Here is a 16,793-nt window from a genome sequence, read left to right as displayed (position 1 = left end):
ATGCCTGAATCAGCTGCCACTGTCGAATTCCGGGGCCTCAGGCGGGAGTTCGGTCCGACCGTCGCTCTCGACGGACTCGACCTGACCGCCCGGCCGGGTGAACTGCTCGCCCTGCTCGGCCCGTCCGGCTGCGGCAAGACCACCGCTCTGCGGATGCTCGCCGGCTTCGAACACCCCGACTCCGGCGAGGTGCTGGTGGACGGCGAGGACGTGACCCGGGTGCCGGCCCACCGCCGGGACGCCGGAATGGTCTTCCAGTCGTACAGCCTCTTCCCGCATCTCGACGCCCTCGACAACGTGGCCTTCGGACTGCGGATGCGCAGGGTCCGCACCGCCGAACGGCGCTCCCGTGCCGCCGAGTTGCTGGACCTCGTCGGGCTCGCCGACAAGGGCGGCCGGTTCCCGCACCAGCTCTCCGGCGGCCAGCAACAGCGGGTCGCGCTGGCCCGCGCGCTCGCCCTGCGCCCGCGCGTACTGCTGCTCGACGAGCCCCTGTCGGCGCTGGACGCCAAGGTGCGGCTCAGCCTCCGCGAGGAGATCCGGCGGCTCCAGCAGGAGCTCGGCATCACCACCCTGTTCGTCACCCACGACCAGGAGGAGGCCCTGTCCATGGCGGACCGGGTCGCCGTGATGCACGCCGGCCGGCTCGAACAGTGCGCGCCACCGAGTGAGTTGTACGGCCGTCCCGCCACCGCCTTCGTCGCCGAGTTCGTGGGCACGATGAGCCGGATTCCGGGCCGGCTCGTCCAGGACACGGTCGACGTGCTCGGGCAGCGGCTGCCGGTCGACGGCCCGGTGCCGTCCGCGACCGAGGTCGATGTGCTGGTGCGGCCGGAGGCCGTGCGAGTGAAGGCCGAGGCCGACGGGAAGTCCCGGGTGATCGCCATGTCCTTCCTGGGCGCGGCCGTCCGCGTCACCGTCCGGCTCGCCGACGGCACCGAGGCCAAGGCCGACCTGCCCGCGCACGAGGCCGCCGCGCTCACCGCCGGCGCCGCGGTGAACGTGTCGCTGCCCGAGCGGCCGGTGCTCGTGGCCGAGCGTACGTCCTGATCTTCCAGAAAGAGGCACCCGTGAACCGACTCCCCCTGCAGGCCGTCCTGTTCGACATGGACGGCACGCTCGTCGACACCGAGCGGCTGTGGTGGGAGGCGGTGGAGCAGGTCGCCGGACGGGCCCTGACCGAGGAGGACCGGCCCGATGTGCTCGGCCGCCCGGTCGAGCACACGGCCGCCTGGCTGGCCACGGCCACGGGCGCCCCGGCCGCGGACCTCGCCGACACCCTCCACCGGGAGTTCGCGGACCGCGTCCGCACCGGCATCGTGCCCCGCCCCGGCGCCCTCGACCTGCTCGACGCCCTGGCCCGGGAGGGCGTCCCCACGGCTCTGGTGACCGCGTCCCCCCGGGCCGTCGCCGACACCGTGCTCGACACTCTCGGCGCCGATCGCTTCGCGGTCTCCGTCACCGCCGACGACACGCCGCACACCAAGCCGGCCCCCGACCCCTACCTCGCCGCGTGCCGGGCCCTGGGCGTCGATCCGGCGGTCTGCCTGGCCGTGGAGGACACGGAGACCGGCGTCGCCTCGGCGGAAGCGGCGGGCTGCGCGGTGCTCGCCGTGCCCTCGCTCGCCCCCATAGAGGCCGCGCCCGGCCGGACCGTACTGGCCAGCCTGGCGGGCGCCACCGTCGACGGGCTCCGCGCCCTGCTGCCGCACCGGCTCCGCGTGATGACCTGGAACCTCTGGTACGGCGGCACCAAGGTCCACGACCACCGGGCCAAGCAGCTCAAGGTCATCGCCGAGACCGACGTGGACGTCGTCGGGCTCCAGGAGACGTACGGCACCGCCGCCGAGGAACTCGCCGAGGCGCTCGGCTGGCACCACCACCGTGCCGGGACGAACCTCGGCATCATCAGCCGCTTCCCGGTCACGGCCGTGCTGGGCGACCCGGACGTCGGTTTCTACGGGGCGGCCGGCGCGCGCATCGCCGTAGGGGAGCGGGAGGTCGACGTGTGGACGGTCCACCTGGACTCCGAGGCGTACGGGCCCTACGCGGCCACCGGGGATCCGGCCGCTCACGAGGAGGTGCGGCTCACGCAGCTGCGGGAGACCCTGCGCCGCGTCGGCGAGGCCGAGCCCGCCGTCCTCGTCGGGGACTTCAACTGCCCCTCCCACCTCGACCGCCCGGACGCCGAGTGGCCGGTGACCAGAGCGGCCGAGGAGGCGGGCTTCGCCGACTCCTACCGGCAGGCGCACCCCGATCCCGTACGGGAGCCCGGTCACACCTGGTCCCCGGTCCACGCCGGGCCGGAGCCGCAGGACCGGATCGACTTCGTCCTCCACCGCGGTCTGCGGGTTCTCGACTCGCGCACCTACGTCAGCGGCACCCCGCGGACCTGGCCGGATGTCGGGGACAACGACTGGCCGTCCGACCACGCCGCGGTGATCACCACATTTTCGCTGGGCAGCGGGCCCGCGACTGTCTAGCATCGGTGCCATGACCCGGCGACATTGATCCACCAGCCGTGCCTCCCGAGGGCCGCCTCGGACGCCGTACCCACGACGTCCGAACCGCCCTTCAGGGAAGGCCCCATGACACTCTCACGCGCACGTGTGCCCGCGACCGGCGTCCGCCGGCTGACGACCACGCTGTACGGCTACGCGTTCCTCGACGACCTCGTGCTGCTCTACCCGGTGTACGCGCTGCTGTTCGCCGACACCGGTCTGCCGCTCTGGCAGATCTCCTCACTGTTCGCCCTGTGGTCCCTCACGGCCGTCGTCCTGGAGGTGCCCTCCGGCGCCTGGGCCGACACCGTCTCGCGGCGCCGACTGCTGTGGATCGGCCCGCTGCTCACGGCCGCCGGCTTCGCACTGTGGGTGACCGTGCCGTCGTACGGCGCCTTCGCGCTGGGCTTCGTCCTGTGGGGAGCCGGAGGCGCGCTCGGCTCCGGCTCGCTGGAAGCCCTGGTCTACGACGAGCTGGAGCGGCTCGGAGCCGCCGAGCGGTACGCGCGCGTGATGGGGCGGACCCGGGCGGCACGGCTGCTGGGCACGGTCGTGGCGATGGGCCTCGCCGGACCGGTCCTCGCGCTGGGCGGCTACCGGGCCGTGGGCTCCGCGAGCGTCCTGGCCTGTCTGCTGGCCGCGGCGACGGCGACCCGGCTCCCGGAACACCGGGTACCGGCCGGGAAGGGGAGCACCCGCTGGTCGGCGACCCTGCGGGCCGGACTCGACGAGGCCCGCGGGGACCGGTCCGTCCAGTGGGCCCTGCTGCTCGTGCCGGCCGTCGCCGCGGTGTGGGGCGCGCTCGACGAGTACGTCTCGCTGTTGATCCGCGACCTCGGCGTGGCCGACGCGACCGTGCCCTACCTGGTCCTGCTGGTCTGGGCGGCCGTGACCGTCGGCAGCCTGTTCGCCGGCCCCGCCGAGCGCCTCGGCACCCGGGGCCTCGCCGCCCTGATCGCGGGCGCCGCGCTCGCCCTGGCCGTGGGCGCCGGAGTCCGCACCCCGGCCGGCATCGCTCTCGTCGGCCTCGCCTTCGCCGGCTTCCAGCTGGCCGAGGTGCTCGCCGACGTCCGCCTCCAGCACCGCATCGACGACGCCCGCCGGGCCACCCTCACCTCGGTGGCGAGCCTGGGCACGGAACTGGTCACGGTCGCCGTGTTCGGCGTGTACACCCTGCTCGGGGCGTCCATGGCGCACAGCACGGTGTTCGTGGTCCTGTCGGTGCCGTATCTGGTGACGGCGCTGGTGCTGAGCCGGGCGAGCAGGCGTCCGCGCAACGAATCGCCGCAGGAGCGTGCTCGTACGCAATGAAACGCTTACCGGCGCGCAACGGCTTCTCCTTGTCCCCCCTGGTGAGCCGCCCGTACCGTCTACATGGCCCCTCCATGTGGCCCCCACATCCACCTTCCGCCCGGTGAGGATCACGCATGCGCACCGCCCTGCTCCAGAGCTCCGGCCGCCCCGGCTCCGTCGAGGGGAACCTCAAGGTCCTCGACGAGGCCGCGGGCCGGGCCGCCGCCGCGGGCGCCGCGCTGCTGGCCGCACCCGAGATGTTCCTCACCGGATACGCGATCGGCGATGACGTCGCCCGCCTCGCCGAGGCGGCCGACGGGGAGTCGGCGGACGCGGTCGCGGAGATCGCCTCCCAGCACGGCGTCGCGATCGCCTACGGCTATCCCGAACTGGCCGGCGGATCCGTCTTCAACTCCGCCCAGCTGATCTCCGCCGACGGCACCCGGCTCGCCAACTACCGCAAGACCCACCTCTTCGGCTGCTTCGAGCGCGACCACTTCGAGCCGGGCGAACAGCCGGTCGTCCAGGCCGAGGTGGCCGGTCTCACCGTCGGCCTCATGATCTGCTACGACGTCGAGTTCCCGGAGAACGTCCGCGCCCACGCCCTCGCCGGCACCGACCTCCTCATCGTGCCGACGGCCCAGATGCACCCCTTCCAGTTCGTCGCCGAGTCCCTCGTGCCGGTGCGCGCCTGGGAGAACCAGCTGTACGTCGCCTACGTCAACCGGGTCGGCCCGGAAGAGGAGTTCGAGTTCGTCGGGCTCTCCGTGCTGGCCGGCCCCGACGGGGTGGCCCGTGCCCGCGCCGGACGCGGTGAGGAACTGGTGTTCGCCGACGCCGACCCCGCGTTCCTCGCCGCCTCCCGTGAGGCGAACCCGTACCTGGCGGACCGCAGGCCCGGCCTCTACGGGTCCCTCGTCTGAACCACCCCCTGCTTCAAGGAGTCCGTACCCCATGACGTCCACCGTGCCCAACGCCGTCGAGCACGCAGACGAGCAGCAGCCGCCGATCACCATGTTCGGACCGGACTTCCCTTACGCCTACGACGACTTCCTCGCCCACCCGGCGGGCCTAGGACAGATACCGGCGACCGAGCACGGCACCGAGATCGCGGTGATCGGCGGCGGTCTCTCCGGGATCGTGGCCGCGTACGAGCTGATGAAGATGGGCCTCAAGCCGGTCGTGTACGAGGCCGACCGGATCGGCGGACGGCTGCGGACCGTGGGCTTCGAGGGCTGTGACCCCACGCTGACCGCGGAGATGGGCGCGATGCGCTTCCCGCCCTCCTCCACCGCCCTCCAGCACTACATCGACCTCGTGGGCCTTGAGACCCGCCCTTTCCCCAACCCCCTTGCGGAGACCACCCCTTCGACGGTCGTCGACCTCAAGGGCGAGTCCCACTACGCCGAGACCATCGCCGATCTCCCGCAGGTCTACCGCGATGTCGCCGAGGCCTGGAACAGGTGCCTCGAGGAGGGCGCCGACTTCACCGACATGAACCGCGCCCTGCGCGAGCGGGACGTGCCGCGCATCCGCGAGATCTGGGCACGGCTCGTCGAGAAGCTCGACAACCAGACCTTCTACGGTTTCCTCTGCGACTCCGAGGCCTTCAAGTCCTTCCGGCACCGCGAGATCTTCGGCCAGGTCGGCTTCGGCACCGGCGGCTGGGACACCGACTTCCCCAACTCCATCCTGGAGATCCTGCGCGTCGTCTACACCGAGGCCGACGACCACCACCGCGGGATCGTCGGCGGTTCCCAGCAGCTGCCGCTCAGGCTGTGGGAGCGCGAGCCGGAGAAGATCGTGCACTGGCCGTACGGGACGTCGTTGAAGTCGTTGCACGTCGATGGTGAGCCCCGCCCGGCCGTGACCCGTCTGCACCGCACGGCCGGCAACCGGATCACCGTGACGGACGCCCGGGGAGACATCCGCACCTATCCGGCGGCGATCTTCACCGCGCAGTCCTGGATGCTGCTCTCCAAGATCGCCTGCGACGACTCGCTCTTCCCGATCGACCACTGGACGGCGATCGAGCGCACCCACTACATGGAGTCGTCGAAGCTCTTCGTCCCGGTCGACCGGCCGTTCTGGCTGGACAAGGACGAGGAGACGGGCCGGGACGTCATGTCGATGACCCTCACCGACCGTATGACGCGCGGGACTTACCTCCTCGACGACGGCCCGGACAAGCCCGCCGTCATCTGCCTCTCCTACACCTGGTGCGACGACAGTCTGAAGTGGCTGCCGCTGTCCGCGAACGAGCGGATGGAGGTGATGCTGAAGTCGCTCGGCGAGATCTATCCCAAGGTCGACATCCGCAAGCACATCATCGGCAGCCCGGTGACGGTCTCCTGGGAGAACGAGCCCTACTTCATGGGCGCGTTCAAGGCCAACCTGCCCGGCCACTACCGCTACCAGCGGCGCCTGTTCACCCACTTCATGCAGGACGCGCTGCCCGAGGACAAGCGGGGCATCTTCCTCGCCGGCGACGACATCTCCTGGACGGCGGGCTGGGCCGAGGGCGCGATCCAGACGGCCCTGAACGCGGTCTGGGGCGTCATGCACCACTTCGGCGGCGAGACCGACGCGAGCAACCCGGGGCCGGGGGACGTGTACGAGGAGATCGCACCGGTGGAGCTGCCGGAGGACTAGACCCCGGAACCCAGCCCGTGCCACTTGCCGGAGAGGGGGATCCGCCGACAGGGCGCGCCACGTCGGGCACGTCCAGTCGGCTCAGTCCGGCAGCGGCGTGAGCAGCATGCGTCCCGCGAAGCCCACCGCCGTGTCCAGGCGCTCGGTGAACTCACCGGCCACGTCGGGCAGTCCGCGCAGCGCCCACAGGGCCCGGGCCGCGGTCCAGGTGGCGTCGCGGGCGCGGTCCAGGCTCCAGGAGCCCAGCAGATGGGTGAGCGGGTCGGCGATCTGGAGGAGGTCGGGGCCCGGCATCAGATCTTCGCGGATGCGCTCCTCCAGCGAGACGAGGAGGTCGCCCACGCGGTCGAACTCGTCCTCCACGTCGGCGGGTTCGCAGCCGAGGCTACGACAGGTGTCCACCACGGCCAGCGCCAGGTCGTGCCCGATGTGCGCGTTGATGCCCGCGAGCGCGAACTGCAGTGGCCGTACGCCGGGATGACGGCGGAACTGGAACAGGGGCCGCCAGCAGGCCGGCGGACGGTGTTCGCCCGCGACCGCCTCCACCGCCGCGAGGTAGCGCTCGGCGAACCGCACGTCCAGCGTGATCGCGGCCCGCGCGTCCGTGAACCGGCCCCTGTCGACGCACCGGTCGACCGCCTCGGTGACGGCGAGGTAGACGCGGTTGAAGACCGCCACACCGTCCCGCTCCGGCAGGCCCTCGTCCAGGGCGCGCATACGGGAGACGACCGCGTCGAGGGGAGTGGTGAACTGTTCCAATTGCGCCATACCGGCAGGGTCCCAGTCCTAGGCTGGCCCGGGTACCGGCGGGCCCGACGCTTCCCCAGAACGGGGGAACGCGCCCGTCGCGCGAGGGGGGAGCGACCGGGTGTCAGGCCTACGCGCCCAGCGACTTGCCGCGCGCCGCGCCGCACGCAGGCGTGCCGTGGGCCGCAACGCGATGGTCGCGGCGGCCTCCCTGGTGGTCGCCGTCGGCACCGCGACCGGGATGCTCTCCGCGCTCGACGGCCGCCCTGGCTCCGACCAGGCGCGGCCAGGGCTCGTCAGCGGCTCCCCGAGCCCGGAGTCGGATACGCCGTCCGCCGTGCCGTCGGCGTCCGAGCCGGCCTCTCCCTCTCCCCCCGCCTCCGCCACCGCCTCGCCTGCCGCGAAGGCGAGCGCGCCCCCGTCCCCCAAGAAGGCGAGCCCCGGTCCACCAAAAGTGCTCCTCTACCGCCACCCCTCCTCCCAAGTGCTCGACTGGGTGCGGGACAACCCCCGCGACTGGCGCGCCGACGTGATAGAGGCCCGCATCGCCGACCGGCCCGCCGCGGTCTGGTTCGCCGACTACACCCCGGCCACCATCACCTCCCGGGTTCGCGCGGTCACCTCGGGCGGTGCCGCGCAGGGCCGGGTCCCGGTGCTCGTGGCGTACGCGATCCCGGACCGCGACTGCGGCGGCGCCTCCCAAGGCGGGGCACCGGACCTCGGCGCGTACGACGCCTGGATCGACCGGTTCGCCGCGGGGCTCGGCTCCGGCGAGGTCGTCGTCGTCCTGGAGCCCGACGCGATCGCCCAGTCGGACTGCCTCTCGGCCGCCGGACGGGCCGACCGCTTCGCCTCGCTGGCCCGCGCGGGCCGCGTCCTGAAGGCCGCCGATCCCAGGGCCCGCGTCTACTACGACGCCGGTCACTCCGGCTGGCATCCGGCGGCCAGGCAGGCGGACCTGCTGAAGCAGGCGGGCGCCGCCTCGGCCGCCTCCTCCGACGGGATCTTCAGCAATGTCTCCAACTTCCACTCCACACCCGCCGAGATCGCCTACGACCGCCAGGTCCTCGCCGCCCTCGCCGGACCGTCGACCCTGGGTGCCGTCATCGACACCAGCCGCAACGGCAACGGCGCCCCGCCCGACGGCGAGTGGTGCGACCCGGCGGGCCGGAAGATCGGCCGGCCCCCGACCCTGGACACCGGCGAGCCGGAGATCGACGCCTACCTGTGGGTGAAGCTGCCGGGGGAGTCGGACGGCTGCAAGGGCGCACCGGGCACGTTCAGCCCGTCGTACGCCTATGACCTGGCCTCGCCGTAGGACGGCCGACGGCCGCTCCGACCTGGGATGAGCGAACGCTTACGATGGGGTCGTTGCCCTATACACCCAGGAGTTCCGCCCGTGACCGCCGACGCCACCCTCGCCCCCGCCCTGTCCTATGGCCGGCTGATCCCGGTCACGGTCCACTTCGACGACCTCGACGCCCTGGGCATGCTCCACAACGCCCGCTACCCGCTGCTCGTCGAGCGGGCCTGGACCGAGTTCTGGCAGCAGCGCGGTATCCGCTTCGAGGGTGACTGGGCGAGTGCCGGGGACGCCTGCAACGTCGTCAAGGAGCTGCTGATCGGCTACGACGTCCCCGTCACCCGGAGCGGTCCCTACGCCGTCCACCTGTGGCTGGAGCGACTCGGCACCACCGGCCTGACCTACGGCTTCCGGTTCTGTTCCGCGGACGGGGTCACGACGTACGCGCGCGGCACCCGGGTGCTGGTCCGGCTGGACCCCGGGACCCTGCGCCCCGCGCCCTGGAGCGAGGGCTTCAGGGCCGCCGGTCGGGAACTGCTGCGGGCGCGGGACTGAGCTTCGGGCGGTCCCGGTCTCCGGCGCGCAGCACGCCCGCGAAGGCGACGAGGCCGCCGGCCAGGACGGTCACCAGGACGAAGGAGACCGTCAGGTTGGTGGCCTGGGCGACCCCGCCGAGCAGGCTCGGCGCGACGAGCCCCGAGGTGTAGGTGATGGTCGCGACGCCCGCGATCGCCTGGCTCGGGTTGGGCCCGCTGCGCCCCGCCGCCGCGAAGCACAGCGGCACGACCACGGCGATGCCGAGACCCATCAGGGCGAAGCCGGTCATCGCCACCGCCGGATGGTTCGCCAGGACGATGAGCAGCCCGCCGCCGGCGCCCAGGACACCGCCCAGGCGGACGGTGCGGACCGACCCGAAGCGGTTGACCACGGCGTCGCCCGCGATCCGGGCCACCGCCATGGTGAGCATGAAGCCGGTCGTGCAGGCGGCGGCGAGTCCCGCCGAGGAGTCCAGCCGGTCCTTGAGGTACACCGCCGACCAGTCCAGGCTCGCCCCCTCCGCGAACACCGCGCAGAAACCGACCGTGCCGATCAGCAGGGCCGACTTCGGGGGCAGCGTGAACCGGGGCGGCGCCTCCTCGTCCGCACCGGCTTGCACGTCGAGGACCCACTGGCACGCCACCACACCGAGGACGGTGAGGCAGGCGGCGGCCAGCGCGAAGTGCGCACGCGCGTCCGCGCCCAGATGGGCTGCGAGCGTGCCGCCCGCCGACCCGACGAGCGCACCCGCGCTCCACATGCCGTGCAGCCCGGACATGATCGACTTGCCCAGCAGGTTCTCGACCTCCACGCCGAGCGCGTTCATGACCACGTCGGCCATGCCGGCGCTCGCTCCGTACACGAACATCGCCGGGCACAAGGTGTAGAGGTTGGGCGCCAGCGCCGGCAGGACCAGGGACAGCGTCCACAGCACGAGCAGTCCGCGCAGCGCCGCCCGGCTGCCGAAGCGATGGCTGATCCGGGCGGCGAGCGGCATCGCGCAGGACGCGCCGAACGCCGTGAAGGCCAGGGCGAAGCCCAGTTGACCCGCGCTCACCGAGGCATGGTCCTGGATCCACGGCACGCGCGTCGCGAACGAGCCGGTCACGGCTCCGTGCACGGCGAACACGGCGGCCACGGCGTACCGGGCCCGCCGCACCTCTGCCGGCGCGTACCCCACAAGGCTCATGATCGGGCCCCTCCAGATCCTCGTCACCACGCTGCTGCCGCCGTAAACTATCAGGGACCCTGCCTGATAGATAGCGCGTATTCGGCAGTGCGGATCTGAGAGGATTCCCGGCATGCCCGCATCCCCGAGCACTGCCCGGGCCATCAACGACCGGCTCGCCCTGCGACTGCTCCAGCAGGAAGGCCCGCTGACGGCAGGGCAGTTGAAGCAGCTCACCGGACTGTCCCGGCCGACCGTCGCCGACCTCGTCGAGCGCCTCGCCGCCGCCGGACTGATCGACGTGGTCGGGGAGTCGGGGGAGCAGCGCCGCGGCCCGAACGCGAAGCTGTACGGCATCGTCGCCGACCAGGCCCATCTCGCGGCCCTCGACGTGCGTACCGAGGGCGTCTCCGTCGTCGTCTCCGACCTGCTGGGACGGGTGCTGACCGAGGCTTCGGTGCCCATCGGCGGGGACACCGGGACCGGGCCCGCGGTCGAGCAGGCCGTCGCGCTGGTCGAGCGGACGGCGAAGGAGGCGGGGGTGCCCGAGTTGCACACCGTCGGCATCGGCGCCCCCGGTCTGATCGACCCGGCCACGGGCGAACTGCGTGACACCGGCGGCCTGCCCGCCTGGCACCGGCGACTGGCGCTGGCACTGCAGGAACGGCTCCCGCGGACCCGCGTCCACGTCGAGAACGAGACCAACCTCGCGGCGCTGGCCGAACAGCGCGACGGCGTGGCCCAGGACCGGGACACCTTCGTCCTGCTGTGGCTCGGCCACGGCACGGGCGCGGCCGTCGTTCTGGAGGGCACCTTGCGCAGGGGCGCGTCGGGCGGCACGGGGGAGATCGGTTTCCTGCCGGTGCCGGGTACGGCGGTGCTGCCGTCGGCGAGGGACTGCGAAGGAGGCTTCCACTCCCTGGCGGGGTCGGCGGCGATCGTGGAACTGGCGAAGCGGCACGGGCTGACGGTCGCGGCGCAAGGGCACGAGCCCCTGGCCGCGCACGTCGTCCGCGAAGCGGTGGCGGGCGGCTCGGCGGACTTCCTCGACGCCCTCGCCGACCGCCTCGCCGTGGGAGTCGCCGCGGTCGTCGCCATCCTCGACCCGGGCTGCCTGGTCCTGGCCGGCGAGGTGGGCCGGGCGGGCGGGGCGAACCTCGCGGCGAGAGTGGAGCAACGGGTCCGCCGTATGTCGCCGCTGCCCACCGAGGTGCGGGCGAGCGCGCTGGGCGGAGGGGCGGTCCTGCGAGGAGCCCTGCTCACGGCGAGGGAAAAGGCCCAGGACGAGTTGTTCGCACCCTTTCCGGGACGCGGAGCTCTGCCGTGAAGAGACCCGGCGGCGGGCAAGGGCCGTCGTCACCGCCGCCGGGCCCGTCTCTACGGGTGTCCACGCATGGCGACCCTAAAAAGGACTAGACCATTTCGTCAATGGATCTGCGCCATCTGCCCGTTGGGAATAAATCCGGCCGCGCAAGTCCATCGATACGGTCTGTGAGCCACCCCACACTCTTCGCCTGTATGGACGCCGATCAGGCGTGGCAGACTGGCTCTGTACCAAAAGCAGCGCACTCCGGGGTCGGTGAAATTCCGAACCGGCGGTTACAGTCCGCGACCCGTCCGCTTCCAGCGGCCGGTTGACCAGGTGAAATTCCTGGACCGACGGTTAAAGTCCGGATGGGAGGCAGTGCGCGGCGGGCGGGCATTCGTGCGCGCCGCCGTATCCGTTCGTCCTGAGGGGCGAGTGTGTCCGGCGTCGCCCCCGGTGTCCCCGCTCGTCCATTCTGTCGTCATCGACAGCCCCGGAGTCCGTGCCCGAATGAGGCAGGGAGGACCCGGGACGTGTTCACCGGAATCGTCGAAGAGCTGGGCGAGATCACCGCCGTCGAGAACCTCGGCGACGCCTGTCGCTTCCGACTGCGCGGCCCCGTCGTCACGCAGGGCGCGAAACACGGGGACTCCATCGCCGTCAACGGCGTCTGCCTCACCGTCGTCGACCACGAGGGCGACGAGTTCACCGCCGACGTCATGGCCGAGACCCTCGACCGCTCCAGCCTCGGCGCCCTGGGCGTCGGCTCCCGCGTCAACCTGGAGCGCCCCACCGCCGTGGGCGACCGCCTCGGCGGGCACATCGTGCAGGGGCACGTGGACGGCACCGGCGAGGTCCTGGAGCGCAAGCCCTCCGAGAACTGGGAGATCATCAAGATCTCGCTGCCCGCGGACCTCTCGCGCTATGTCGTGGAGAAGGGCTCCATCACGGTCGACGGCATCAGCCTCACCGTCGTGGACGCGGGTCCCGACTACTTCACCGTCAGCCTGATTCCCACCACCCTCGCCCTGACCACGCTCGGCCTCAAGCAGCCCGGCGCCCCGGTCAACCTCGAGGTCGACGTCGTCGCCAAGTACGTCGAGCGCCTGCTCGCGAGCGGTCAGGGGGCGGGGAAGTGAACTCTCTCAACACCGAGGCCTTCACCCTGTTCGGCCAGCACATCCTCTGGTCGGACATGATCGGCAACGTCCTCGGCCTGATCGCCCTCGCCCTCGGCTGGCGGCGCAACCTGTGGAGCTGGCCGGTGCAGTTCGCCTCCGGCCTGATCCTCTTCGGCGCCTTCTACGGGCACCTCACCGGCAGCGCCGGGAAGCAGGCCGTCGTCATGGTCGTCGCCGTGTACGGCTGGTGGCAGTGGAACCGCAACAAGGGCGAGTCCAGCGACGGACACATCGCCCCGCGGTTCGCCACCTGGCGTGAACGCGGCGCCCTCGTCGGCGCCGCCGCCGTCGGCACCGTCGCCGTCGCCCTGCTCTTCAAGGCCTACCCGACCCTGTCCTGGGACCCCTGGCCGGACGCCTACATCTTCGTCGGCACCGTCGTCGCCATGTACGCGCAGGCCCGCGGCATGGTCGAGTTCTGGTTCGCCTGGCTCCTCGTCGACCTCGTCGGCGTCCCGCTGAACTTCGCCAACGGCTATGCCTTCTCCGGCTTCGTCTACGTCATCTACGGCGCGCTCGTCCTGTGGGGCATGCGCGACTGGTGGCTGCGCTCCCGTGAGTCCGCCCGGCCCGTCATGGAAGGAGCGCCGGCATGACCGCCGCACCGATTCTCTACAGCACCGACGGGTTCGAGGACTTCGCGCTGGACCCGGTCGAGCAGGCCATCGCGGACATCGCGGCCGGCCGCCCGATCGTGGTCGTCGACGACGAGGACCGCGAGAACGAGGGCGACCTGGTCGTCTCCGCCGAGAAGATCACCCCCGAGATCGTCGCCTTCATGATGAGCGAGTGCCGCGGCCTGATCTGCGCCCCCATGGAGGGCGACGAACTGGACCGGCTCAAGCTGCCGCAGATGGTCGACGACAACACCGAGTCGATGAAGACCGCGTTCACCGTCTCCGTGGACGCGTCCGGCGCGCACGGTGTGACCACCGGGATCTCGGCGTCCGACCGCGCCACCACGCTCCAGCTCCTCGCGAGCGGCGCCGCCGAGCCCACCGACTTCGTCCGGCCCGGCCACATCTTCCCGCTCCGTGCCAAGGACGGAGGCGTCCTCACCCGCAACGGCCACACCGAGGCCGCCGTCGACCTCGCCCGCCTCGCGGGACTGCGCCCGGCCGGCGCGATCGTCGAGATCGCCGGTGAGGACGGCCGGATGCTGCGGCTGCCCGAGCTGATCCCCTTCGCCCGCAAGCACGGCCTGACGATCATCTCCATCGAGGACCTGATCGCCTACCGCCGCAGCAGCGAGCCCACGGTCCGCCGCGAGGCCGAGACCCGGCTGCCCACCGCCCACGGCACCTTCACGGCGTACGGCTACCGCTCCACCGTCGACGGCGTCGAGCACGTCGCCCTCGTCCACGGCGAGATCGGCGACGGCGAGGACGTCCTGGTCCGCGTCCACTCCGAGTGCCTCACCGGCGACATCTTCGGCTCCCTGCGCTGCGACTGCGGCCCCCAGCTCGACGCCTCCCTGGAGCGCATCCAGGACGAGGGCAGGGGAGTGGTGGTCTACCTGCGCGGCCACGAGGGCCGAGGCATCGGCCTGCTGTCCAAGCTGCGCGCCTACGAACTCCAGGAACAGGGCCACGACACCCTCGACGCCAACCTGGAACTCGGCCTGCCCGCCGACGCCAGGGACTACGGCGCCGGCGCGCAGATCCTTCAGGACCTCGGCGTCCGCAGCCTGCGTCTGATGACCAACAACCCCGACAAGTCCGACGCCCTCCTGCGCCACGGCCTCAAGGTCACCGGGCGGGAGCCGATGCCCGTACAGGCGGGCGAGCACAACCTCCGCTACCTGCGCACCAAGCGGGACCGGATGGGCCACGACCTGCCCTGGCTGGACGCCACCCCGGTGTCCACCTGCAGCAACCAGTAAGTACTTCGAGGAGACTTGAGAACGTGAGCGGCAAGGGTGCACCGGAGCTGTCCGTACGCAACGTGGGTGACCTGCGGGTCGCCGTCATCGCGGCGCAGTGGCACGAGAAGGTGATGGACGGACTGGTCGACGGAGCCCTGCGCGCCCTGCACGACCTGGGCATCGACGAGCCGACCCTGCTCCGGGTCCCCGGCAGCTGGGAGCTCCCGGTCGTCGCCAAGGTCCTCGCGGGCCGCGGCTACGACGCGATCGTCGCCCTCGGTGTCGTCATCCGCGGCGGCACCCCGCACTTCGAGTACGTGTGCCAGGGCGTCACCCAGGGCCTCACCCAGGTCTCCGTCGAGACCGGCGTCCCCGTCGGCTTCGGCCTCCTCACCTGCGACACCGAGGAGCAGGCCCTGGACCGCGCGGGCATCGAGGGCTCCCACGAGGACAAGGGGCACGAGGCGGTGACCGCCGCGGTGGCCACGGCGGCCACCCTCCGCTCAGTATCTGAACCGTGGCGTTAGGTGGTGCGGGCTTACGCGTAAAGTGGGCGCCACCATGTCCAATAAGACGTTCGAAGAGCTCTTCACCGAGCTCCAGCACAAGGCCGCCAACGGCGACCCCGCCACGTCCCGCACCGCAGAGCTGGTCGGCAAGGGCGTCCATGCCATCGGCAAGAAGGTCGTCGAAGAGGCCGCCGAGGTCTGGATGGCCGCCGAGTACGAGGGCAAGGAGGCGGCCGCCGAGGAGATCTCGCAGCTGCTCTACCACGTCCAGGTGATGATGGTCGCGCGCGGGATCTCCCTCGACGACGTCTACGCCCACCTGTAAGCCAGTCGCCGAAACCACCCCTCAGAGCAAAGGAAGCCGACCTCATGCTGCGCATCGCCGTCCCCAACAAGGGTTCCCTGTCAGGCCCCGCGGGGGAGATGCTGCATGAGGCCGGTTACCAGCAGCGTCGCGAGGCCAAGGAACTGCGGATCGTCGACCCGGTCAACGACGTGGAGTTCTTCTACCTCCGCCCCCGGGACATCGCGATCTACGTGTCCTCCGGTCAGCTCGACATCGGCATCACCGGCCGCGACCTGCTCGTCGACTCCGGAGCCGACGCCGAGGAGATCCTCCCGCTCGGCTTCGCCCGCTCCACCTTCCGCTTCGCGTCCAAGCCCGGCACCGCGAGCGGCGTCGAGGACCTCAAGGGCAAGACGGTCGCCACCTCGTACGAGGGAATCGTCGCGGGACACCTCGCCGACAACGGCATCGAGGCCTCCGTCGTCCACCTCGACGGCGCCGTCGAGACCGCCATCGAACTCGGGGTCGCCGAGGTCATCGCGGACGTCGTCGAGACCGGCACCAGCCTGCGCAACGCCGGCCTGGAGGTCTTCGGCGAGCCCATCATTAAGTCCGAGGCCGTCGTCATCCGCCGCACCGGCGCCGACGCCGACGAGGCCGCCGAGTCGAAGGTGCAGCAGTTCCTGCGCCGCCTCCAGGGCGTCCTCGTGGCCCGGACGTACGTGATGATGGACTACGACTGCCGGGTCGAGCAGCTCGAGAAGGCCGTCGCCCTCACGCCCGGCCTGGAGTCCCCGACCGTGTCCCCGCTGCACAACGAGGGCTGGGTCGCCGTCCGCGCGATGGTCCCCGCCAAGGAGGCGCAGCGGATCATGGACGACCTGTACGACATCGGCGCGCGGGCCATCCTGACGACGGCCATCCACGCCTGCCGTCTCTGAGGGGCGTATCACAGATGTCCTCCGAACTTCCCGCCCTTCCCGTCACCTTCCGGCCGGGCCGCACCCGTGCCGTGCTGATCACCGCCGGTGTCGCGATCTTCGTGACCATCACGGTGATCGCGCTCCTGCTGGAACAGCTCGGCCCGGGCGAGCGCCTGAGCTTCATCGTCACCGCGGCCCTGCTCGCCGGTGTGCTGTTCCTGCTGGCGAGGGTGAAGGTCGTCGCCGACGAGTCCGGTGTCACCGTCCAGAACATCGCCGGCCGGCGGCATCTGGAATGGGCCGAGATCATCCAGGTGAACCTCCGCCCAGGTGACCCGTGGGTGTTCCTCAATCTCAGCGACGGCACCAGCCTGCCCGCGCTCGGCATCCAGCCGGGCATCGCGAAACAGCAGGCCATCGCCGACGCGAAGGCCCTGCGGGCGCTCGCCGAGGCCCGCTCCACAGCCCGCTCCGACGAAGATCAGGGCTGACTCGGGGGATTCCACCCTGCCGCAGTGGGCCT

General features: G+C 71.6%; 17 protein-coding genes and 1 riboswitch. Of the genes, 15 read left to right on the top strand and 2 right to left on the bottom strand.

All coding sequences use genetic code 11. The features are described 5' to 3' along the window. From ACIRP7_RS15250 to ACIRP7_RS15230, 5 genes are all read left to right on the top strand, one after another. Nucleotides 1–1,050 (top strand): ABC transporter ATP-binding protein, encoded by a 1,050-nt coding sequence (locus ACIRP7_RS15250; RefSeq protein WP_403658527.1) that lies wholly within the window; start codon nt 1–3, stop codon nt 1,048–1,050. Between the two features lie 20 nt (nt 1,051–1,070). Then, nucleotides 1,071–2,483 carry an HAD-IA family hydrolase gene (locus ACIRP7_RS15245; RefSeq protein WP_403658524.1) on the top strand — a complete coding sequence of 471 codons (1,413 nt, stop codon included), beginning with the start codon at nt 1,071–1,073 and terminating at the stop codon, nt 2,481–2,483. A gap of 105 nt (nt 2,484–2,588) precedes the next feature. Then, nucleotides 2,589–3,812 carry an MFS transporter gene (locus ACIRP7_RS15240; RefSeq protein WP_403658521.1) on the top strand — a complete coding sequence of 408 codons (1,224 nt, stop codon included), beginning with the start codon at nt 2,589–2,591 and terminating at the stop codon, nt 3,810–3,812. A gap of 116 nt (nt 3,813–3,928) precedes the next feature. Next, nucleotides 3,929–4,717, top strand: coding sequence for a carbon-nitrogen hydrolase family protein (locus tag ACIRP7_RS15235; protein WP_403658518.1), 789 nt, complete (start codon nt 3,929–3,931; stop codon nt 4,715–4,717). Nucleotides 4,718–4,748: 31 nt separating this feature from the next. Beyond that, entirely contained in the window at nt 4,749–6,446 is a 1,698-nt protein-coding gene (locus tag ACIRP7_RS15230) for a flavin monoamine oxidase family protein (protein ID WP_403658515.1), read from the top strand. Nucleotides 6,447–6,527: 81 nt separating this feature from the next. On the opposite strand, the gene ACIRP7_RS15225 is transcribed toward ACIRP7_RS15230, so the two are convergent. Next, complete coding sequence (locus ACIRP7_RS15225; protein WP_403658512.1) at nt 6,528–7,214, bottom strand: DUF5995 family protein; 687 nt, start codon at nt 7,212–7,214, stop codon at nt 6,528–6,530. 172 nt (nt 7,215–7,386) lie between these two features. On the opposite strand from ACIRP7_RS15225, the gene ACIRP7_RS15220 reads away from it, so the two are divergent. Both ACIRP7_RS15220 and ACIRP7_RS15215 read left to right on the top strand, forming a co-directional pair. Next, nucleotides 7,387–8,511 carry a glycoside hydrolase family 6 protein gene (locus ACIRP7_RS15220; protein WP_403659550.1) on the top strand — a complete coding sequence of 375 codons (1,125 nt, stop codon included), beginning with the start codon at nt 7,387–7,389 and terminating at the stop codon, nt 8,509–8,511. Nucleotides 8,512–8,592: 81 nt separating this feature from the next. Continuing rightward, a complete protein-coding gene (locus ACIRP7_RS15215; protein ID WP_403658509.1) occupies nt 8,593–9,051 on the top strand; it encodes an acyl-CoA thioesterase in 459 nt (152 codons plus the stop codon). Here ACIRP7_RS15215 and ACIRP7_RS15210 read toward each other — a convergent pair. Beyond that, nucleotides 9,011–10,222 (bottom strand): MFS transporter, encoded by a 1,212-nt coding sequence (locus ACIRP7_RS15210; RefSeq protein ID WP_403658506.1) that lies wholly within the window; start codon nt 10,220–10,222, stop codon nt 9,011–9,013. The two genes, ACIRP7_RS15215 and ACIRP7_RS15210, sit on opposite strands and share 41 nt — an antisense overlap. Nucleotides 10,223–10,334: 112 nt before the next feature. Here ACIRP7_RS15210 and ACIRP7_RS15205 point away from each other — a divergent pair, with 112 nt between their 5' ends. The 8 genes from ACIRP7_RS15205 (at nt 10,335) to ACIRP7_RS15170 (ending at nt 16,761) form a co-directional block, all read left to right on the top strand. Then, a complete protein-coding gene (locus tag ACIRP7_RS15205) occupies nt 10,335–11,528 on the top strand; it encodes an ROK family transcriptional regulator (RefSeq protein ID WP_403658503.1) in 1,194 nt (397 codons plus the stop codon). Between the two features lie 234 nt (nt 11,529–11,762). Next, a riboswitch (FMN riboswitch) is annotated at nt 11,763–11,893 on the top strand. A gap of 147 nt (nt 11,894–12,040) precedes the next feature. After that, a complete protein-coding gene (locus tag ACIRP7_RS15200) occupies nt 12,041–12,646 on the top strand; it encodes a riboflavin synthase (protein ID WP_403658500.1) in 606 nt (201 codons plus the stop codon). Beyond that, complete coding sequence (locus ACIRP7_RS15195) at nt 12,643–13,284, top strand: nicotinamide riboside transporter PnuC (protein ID WP_403658497.1); 642 nt, start codon at nt 12,643–12,645, stop codon at nt 13,282–13,284. Before ACIRP7_RS15200 ends, ACIRP7_RS15195 begins: the two co-directional genes overlap by 4 nt. Then, nucleotides 13,281–14,570, top strand: a complete 1,290-nt coding sequence (locus ACIRP7_RS15190; RefSeq protein ID WP_403658494.1) for a bifunctional 3,4-dihydroxy-2-butanone-4-phosphate synthase/GTP cyclohydrolase II — start codon at nt 13,281–13,283, stop codon at nt 14,568–14,570. Before ACIRP7_RS15195 ends, ACIRP7_RS15190 begins: the two co-directional genes overlap by 4 nt. A gap of 23 nt (nt 14,571–14,593) precedes the next feature. After that, nucleotides 14,594–15,079 carry a 6,7-dimethyl-8-ribityllumazine synthase gene (gene ribH, locus ACIRP7_RS15185; RefSeq protein ID WP_389819867.1) on the top strand — a complete coding sequence of 162 codons (486 nt, stop codon included), beginning with the start codon at nt 14,594–14,596 and terminating at the stop codon, nt 15,077–15,079. A gap of 34 nt (nt 15,080–15,113) precedes the next feature. Further along, a complete protein-coding gene (locus tag ACIRP7_RS15180; protein ID WP_020117406.1) occupies nt 15,114–15,386 on the top strand; it encodes a phosphoribosyl-ATP diphosphatase in 273 nt (90 codons plus the stop codon). A 44-nt stretch (nt 15,387–15,430) separates the two neighbouring features. Further along, nucleotides 15,431–16,288 (top strand): ATP phosphoribosyltransferase, encoded by an 858-nt coding sequence (hisG, locus tag ACIRP7_RS15175; RefSeq protein WP_403658490.1) that lies wholly within the window; start codon nt 15,431–15,433, stop codon nt 16,286–16,288. 14 nt (nt 16,289–16,302) lie between these two features. Next, nucleotides 16,303–16,761, top strand: coding sequence for a PH domain-containing protein (locus ACIRP7_RS15170; RefSeq protein ID WP_403658487.1), 459 nt, complete (start codon nt 16,303–16,305; stop codon nt 16,759–16,761). The last annotated feature ends 32 nt before the right edge of the window (nt 16,762–16,793 follow it).

Origin of the sequence: Streptomyces sp. NPDC102270 (assembly GCF_044766405.1) — a bacterium.
Classification (GTDB): Bacteria; Actinomycetota; Actinomycetes; order Streptomycetales; family Streptomycetaceae; genus Streptomyces.
Note: the sequence above shows the minus strand (reverse complement) of the source record. Positions and strands in the feature narration are given on the sequence as shown.

Coding starts and splice junctions, on each gene's coding strand:
- ACIRP7_RS15205 (WP_403658503.1), top strand. CDS start 10,335: ATGCCCGCATCCCCGAGCACTGCCCGGGCCATCAACGACCGGCTCGCC.
- ACIRP7_RS15230 (WP_403658515.1), top strand. CDS start 4,749: ATGACGTCCACCGTGCCCAACGCCGTCGAGCACGCAGACGAGCAGCAG.
- ACIRP7_RS15220 (WP_403659550.1), top strand. CDS start 7,387: ATGGTCGCGGCGGCCTCCCTGGTGGTCGCCGTCGGCACCGCGACCGGG.
- ACIRP7_RS15235 (WP_403658518.1), top strand. CDS start 3,929: ATGCGCACCGCCCTGCTCCAGAGCTCCGGCCGCCCCGGCTCCGTCGAG.
- ACIRP7_RS15240 (WP_403658521.1), top strand. CDS start 2,589: ATGACACTCTCACGCGCACGTGTGCCCGCGACCGGCGTCCGCCGGCTG.
- ACIRP7_RS15250 (WP_403658527.1), top strand. CDS start 1: ATGCCTGAATCAGCTGCCACTGTCGAATTCCGGGGCCTCAGGCGGGAG.
- ACIRP7_RS15210 (WP_403658506.1), bottom strand. CDS start 10,222: ATGAGCCTTGTGGGGTACGCGCCGGCAGAGGTGCGGCGGGCCCGGTAC.
- hisG (WP_403658490.1), top strand. CDS start 15,431: ATGCTGCGCATCGCCGTCCCCAACAAGGGTTCCCTGTCAGGCCCCGCG.
- ACIRP7_RS15225 (WP_403658512.1), bottom strand. CDS start 7,214: ATGGCGCAATTGGAACAGTTCACCACTCCCCTCGACGCGGTCGTCTCC.
- ACIRP7_RS15180 (WP_020117406.1), top strand. CDS start 15,114: ATGTCCAATAAGACGTTCGAAGAGCTCTTCACCGAGCTCCAGCACAAG.
- ACIRP7_RS15170 (WP_403658487.1), top strand. CDS start 16,303: ATGTCCTCCGAACTTCCCGCCCTTCCCGTCACCTTCCGGCCGGGCCGC.
- ACIRP7_RS15190 (WP_403658494.1), top strand. CDS start 13,281: ATGACCGCCGCACCGATTCTCTACAGCACCGACGGGTTCGAGGACTTC.